This is a genomic window from Corynebacterium sp. 239_CJEI (genome assembly GCF_001055995.1).
Taxonomy (GTDB): domain Bacteria; phylum Actinomycetota; class Actinomycetes; order Mycobacteriales; family Mycobacteriaceae; genus Corynebacterium; species Corynebacterium jeikeium_D.
Genome location: NZ_JVOW01000008.1, coordinates 1 through 5,767 on the forward strand (window position 1 = coordinate 1; position 5,767 = coordinate 5,767).

General features: G+C 59.3%; 4 protein-coding genes. All 4 read right to left on the bottom strand.

Annotated elements, in window-relative coordinates:
* Positions 1-124: 124 nt before the first annotated feature.
* The gene (locus ADB08_RS02855) at positions 125-1,336 is read right to left on the bottom strand and encodes an IS110 family transposase (protein ID WP_011273191.1); all 1,212 of its coding nucleotides are present in this window, start codon (positions 1,334-1,336) and stop codon (positions 125-127) included.
* Between the two features lie 294 nt (positions 1,337-1,630).
* Positions 1,631-3,397 carry a metal ABC transporter solute-binding protein, Zn/Mn family gene (locus ADB08_RS02860; RefSeq protein WP_222865187.1) on the bottom strand — a complete coding sequence of 589 codons (1,767 nt, stop codon included), beginning with the start codon at positions 3,395-3,397 and terminating at the stop codon, positions 1,631-1,633.
* A complete protein-coding gene (locus tag ADB08_RS02865; RefSeq protein WP_035006260.1) occupies positions 3,394-4,203 on the bottom strand; it encodes a metal ABC transporter ATP-binding protein in 810 nt (269 codons plus the stop codon). Before ADB08_RS02865 ends, ADB08_RS02860 begins: the two co-directional genes overlap by 4 nt.
* 199 nt (positions 4,204-4,402) lie before the next feature.
* A complete protein-coding gene (locus ADB08_RS02870; RefSeq protein WP_011273191.1) occupies positions 4,403-5,614 on the bottom strand; it encodes an IS110 family transposase in 1,212 nt (403 codons plus the stop codon).
* Between the last annotated feature and the right edge of the window lie 153 nt (positions 5,615-5,767).

Genomic DNA, 5,767 nt, shown 5'->3' on the forward strand with positions numbered 1-5,767 from the left:
GGGGGGTGTCCCTATGTTTTTGTCAAGTGCCAGACCGATGTTGACGAGCACAGTCTTGGGAGTAGTTTCTTAGGCGTGCCTAGGAGCCGGCCAGCGTGTGCTGGTCGGCTTCGTCTTTGGGGCTTTATGCGGCGACGGGGCGTGGCGGGATTTCGCGGAAGAACTCCTTGTTTTTCAGCATCGCGTAGATGACATTGCATCGGCGTCGTGCCAGGCAGATGACTGCTGCGTTGTGGCGTTTTCCTTCAGCGCGTTTGCGTTCGTAATACCGCCGTGACGGTTCGTGGCTGCGGATAACTGCGAATGCGGAGTAGAACAAGGCGTTTTTCAGTCGTTTATTGCCTGACCGTGCCGGGAATTCACCTCTGATCGACGAACCGGATCGTCTAGTCACGGGTGCTATTCCAGCATAAGCAGCTAAGTGGCCAGCACTAGCGAAGTCGGAGCCATCACCGATCGCAAGAAGGATCTGCGCTGCGGTCTTGATGCCGACTCCGGGCATACTCATCAAGACCTCACAAAGAGGGAAATCAGCGAGCATCTCTTCAACCTGCTCAGCAATGGTGTTTCGTTGCTCTTTGAGGGCCTGGATGTTTGCAGCCAGTTGAGGAATTACTAACTCGGCGGCATCGCTTCCAGGCACGGTGACTGTTTGAGCTTTCAGCGCTGTAAAAATGTCGTCTACCAGCGGGGTGGGGTCTTTACGTGTGCGCTTGATCATCCAGTTCAACACTCGTTGGTATCCGGCTCTTTTTAGCCCCTGCGGTCCCTTGTAATGGATCAATAATTCCAGGATCGGCGTGCGAGTCAGGGTGCTACCAGCAAAAACTCGTTCCAGGCTGGGGTAGATCTGGGTGAGGACACTGCGAAGCCGATTGACAGTGCGAGTGCAATCGCGGGCGATGTCATCATCGAAGCCGGACAGCATCTTTAGGGCGGAGAGTACCTCATCATTGCGGTCGACGGCACGTAGCGTGTGGGGCATTGTGCGGGCGGTGTCGGCGATGATGAATGCGTCGCGTTTGTCTGTTTTTGCACGTCCCGGATAGAGATCTGCAGCTTTGCGCATCGCAAGACCTGGCAGGTATCCGACTTCGCAACCGCAGTCCCGGGCTACAGCAATCGGTAGTGCGCCGATGGTGTTGGGTTGGTCGACGATCACGAGCACGGTGCCAAGCTTCTGAAGCTGGTGAAAAACGCCTGCTAGTTCGGATTCGAGTTGAGGCAACGGTTTGTCGAAGACCTTGTTGCCATCACGGTCTAAGGCGCAGGCGTGGTGTTCAGATTTGCCGACGTCTAACCCAAGGAATATGTCGATGGAATGCTCCGGAGACATGATGAGCTCCTAGAAAACGAGATGGGTATGGCGTTGTTCCAGTCGCTGGTGTCATGACCTTCGTTGCAAGCACCCACGTTACAAAGAGACCTAGTTTAAAACTGGCCGTGTCCCTATCAGCTGTCATCGAAAGTCCTGGCACCCGGCGGCAACACCCCCCCCCGGATTATGGAAACTACAGGGCAGGTAAGCCATACCGGGACCAGCGACTATCCCCATTATCGGGGACACTCACAAGGTAACGGGAATGCGACCGGGGAAGCCCAACGCATGTGGGCCTCGAGCATTCGCGTTTTAGCGCTTCAGCCCCGCGATCATGGTCTTCAAGTTGCTGCGCAGGAAATCCTCGTAGGTTCCCGCGACCGTGCCCGGCTTGCCGAGCTCATCGGAGTGCAGTGGCTCGTCGAAGATCGGAATCCCGGCCTCCTTCGAGACGGTCTTCATGGGGCGCGTATCCACGTTCGACTCCACGAACAGGTGCTTCGGGCGCTTGTCCTTCAGCTGGCGCACGAGGTGTCCGATCTGCGCGGGGGAGCCGTTTTCATCCGTGTCGATCTGCCAGATATACAGCTGCTCCATGCCGTAGGTGTCGACCATGTATTGGAAGGCATGTTCACTGGCCACGAGCACACGATCCTCCTTCGGCAGCGCACCGATCTGCTCGCGGTAGTCGGCGTCGATGCTCTCCAGCATGGCCTTGTACTCCGCCCCCTTCTCCTCGATGTGCTCGGCACGCTCGGGCAGGGCCTCGGCCAGCGCCGCGGTCACGTTCTCGGCCATCGCGATGCCGACGGTCGGGTCCAGGAAGGCGTGCGGGTTGATCTCCTGATTGCCCTTTTCGTCCTTGAGGTACTTCGGTTCCACGCCCTTGGTGGCCTCGACCATCTGGGAATCGTCCAGGCCCGCGGTGTTTTTCAGTTTCGCGAGCCAGCCGTGCTCACCGCCCTCGAGGTTCAGCCCGTTGTAGAACAGCAGGTCGGCGTCGCTCGTCGCATCCAGGTCCGCGGGCAGGGGGTCGTAGTCGTGCGGGTCCGTGCCGGTCGGCACGAGGTTATGGACGTCCACCGCCTCGCCGCCGATCTCCTCCACCAGGTCCGCCAGCAGCGTGAAGGTGGTGACGACGTTCAGCTGCTCACCGTCTGCCTTCTCCTCCGTCGAGAAGGTCACGGCCCCGAACACGAGGGCACCGCCCACCAGGAGGGCCAACAGCGCGGCCAGTGGCTTATTGCCCAGCGAGCGAGCAATCAGTCCCTTGCCTGGCGCGAAGAGGAAAGCCAGCAGGAACAGCGCGCTGGCGGTCAGCACGATCGTCACGCCGGAGGACACGTTGTAGCTATAGCTCAGGAACAGCCCCACTACGGAGCTGAGCGCCGAGATCGCCACTGAAAGCCCGATCATCACTCCCAGCCGGTTCGTCAGCAGGTACGCCGCCGACGCCGGAGTGATCAGCAGGGAGACCACCAGGATCACGCCCACCGTCTGCAGGGAAATGACCGTCACCAGCGTGAGCACCACCATCAGCCCGTAGTGGATTGCCCGCACGGGCACGCCAGCCGACTGCGCCATGACGGGGTCGAAGGTGCTGAGCTTGAGCTCCTTGTAAAAGACCAGCGTGAGAATCAGCACGGCAGCGGCAATACCGATCGAGAGGTTGCGGTCGGCGTCCTGAACGGTCAGGACGTTGCCGAAGAGGATCTCCGTCAGATCCGTCGCCGTCTGCGCTTTCGCCATGAGCAGCACGCCGATCGCGAAGAAGGTGGAAAAGACGATGCCGATCGCCGAATCGTTCTTCACAGTGGAGCGTTCGCTGATCAGCCCGATCGCCAGTGTGGCGAGTAGACCCGCGACCACCGCCCCGAGGAAGAGGTTCGTGCCGAGCAGGTAGGAGGCCGCGACCCCCGGTAGTACGGCGTGCGAGATGGCGTCGCCAATCAGGGCCATGCCGCGCAGCACGATGAAGCTGCCGACGATGCCGCAGGCCACGCCCACGATCACCGAGGTGATCAGCGCTTTTTGCAGGTAGCCGTGGCTGAGTAGTGAGTCGAGGAACTCCGCGATCATGCTGTCTCCTCCTGGAGGGCTGCCTGCCGTGGCGTGGGGTGGGCTGGTGCTGACGGCTCGCGGATGACGAGCGCGCCGAAGGCCTTCTGCAGCACGTCGGGGACGAAGACCTCCTCGGTGGGACCCGCCGCGACGAGCTCGCCGTTGAGGACGATGAGGTCGTTGTAGTAGCCGCGCACCGTGTTCATGTCGTGGTGCACGACGACGACGTGCTTGCCCGCGTCCGCCATCTGCCGCAGCAGGGTCACGATCGTCTTCTCGCTGGGGACGTCGATGCCGACGAAGGGCTCGTCCAGGAAGATGTACTCCGCGTCCTGGACGATGGCGCGGGCAAAGAGGACGCGCTGGAACTGTCCGCCCGAGAGTTCGCTGATGTGGCGGTGGCGAAAGTCCCACATGTCGACGTCCTTGAGAGCCTGGGTGGCTGCTTCGCGTTCGGCCTTGCCGGGGCGGTGGAAAAGACCCAGGCGCGGGTAAGTGCCCATCAGGACGGTGTCGAAGACGCTGGTGGGGAAGTTGCGGTCGAGGTCAGAGCGCTGCTCGATATAAGCGATTGCGCGGCGCTGCTCGGCGGGGGCCTTGCCGTCGAGGGTGACGGGGTAGCCGGCAGGGGCGCCGGTGGGGCCTGTGCCGTGGACGTTGTGTTTGTCCAGGATCTGGAGCATCGCCTTCATGAGGGTGGATTTGCCTGAGCCGTTGGGGCCGATGATGCCGTGCATGCCGGGGGAGTCGAGGGTGAAGCTGATGTTCCGAATCGCGGTGTTCGCGCCGTAGCTCACGCTCAAGTTCTGGACGCTAATACTCATGGCAGCCAAGAATAGTGGTCAGTTCAATGAATCACCAAGTTCAATGTATTGACCTTTGGGGTGGGGTGGTGTTGGGGGGGGTGTCCCTATGTTTTTGTCAAGTGCCAGACCGATGTTGACGAGCACAGTCTTGGGAGTAGTTTCTTAGGCGTGCCTAGGAGCCGGCCAGCGTGTGCTGGTCGGCTTCGTCTTTGGGGCTTTATGCGGCGACGGGGCGTGGCGGGATTTCGCGGAAGAACTCCTTGTTTTTCAGCATCGCGTAGATGACATTGCATCGGCGTCGTGCCAGGCAGATGACTGCTGCGTTGTGGCGTTTTCCTTCAGCGCGTTTGCGTTCGTAATACCGCCGTGACGGTTCGTGGCTGCGGATAACTGCGAATGCGGAGTAGAACAAGGCGTTTTTCAGTCGTTTATTGCCTGACCGTGCCGGGAATTCACCTCTGATCGACGAACCGGATCGTCTAGTCACGGGTGCTATTCCAGCATAAGCAGCTAAGTGGCCAGCACTAGCGAAGTCGGAGCCATCACCGATCGCAAGAAGGATCTGCGCTGCGGTCTTGATGCCGACTCCGGGCATACTCATCAAGACCTCACAAAGAGGGAAATCAGCGAGCATCTCTTCAACCTGCTCAGCAATGGTGTTTCGTTGCTCTTTGAGGGCCTGGATGTTTGCAGCCAGTTGAGGAATTACTAACTCGGCGGCATCGCTTCCAGGCACGGTGACTGTTTGAGCTTTCAGCGCTGTAAAAATGTCGTCTACCAGCGGGGTGGGGTCTTTACGTGTGCGCTTGATCATCCAGTTCAACACTCGTTGGTATCCGGCTCTTTTTAGCCCCTGCGGTCCCTTGTAATGGATCAATAATTCCAGGATCGGCGTGCGAGTCAGGGTGCTACCAGCAAAAACTCGTTCCAGGCTGGGGTAGATCTGGGTGAGGACACTGCGAAGCCGATTGACAGTGCGAGTGCAATCGCGGGCGATGTCATCATCGAAGCCGGACAGCATCTTTAGGGCGGAGAGTACCTCATCATTGCGGTCGACGGCACGTAGCGTGTGGGGCATTGTGCGGGCGGTGTCGGCGATGATGAATGCGTCGCGTTTGTCTGTTTTTGCACGTCCCGGATAGAGATCTGCAGCTTTGCGCATCGCAAGACCTGGCAGGTATCCGACTTCGCAACCGCAGTCCCGGGCTACAGCAATCGGTAGTGCGCCGATGGTGTTGGGTTGGTCGACGATCACGAGCACGGTGCCAAGCTTCTGAAGCTGGTGAAAAACGCCTGCTAGTTCGGATTCGAGTTGAGGCAACGGTTTGTCGAAGACCTTGTTGCCATCACGGTCTAAGGCGCAGGCGTGGTGTTCAGATTTGCCGACGTCTAACCCAAGGAATATGTCGATGGAATGCTCCGGAGACATGATGAGCTCCTAGAAAACGAGATGGGTATGGCGTTGTTCCAGTCGCTGGTGTCATGACCTTCGTTGCAAGCACCCACGTTACAAAGAGACCTAGTTTAAAACTGGCCGTGTCCCTATCAGCTGTCATCGAAAGTCCTGGCACCCGGCGGCAAC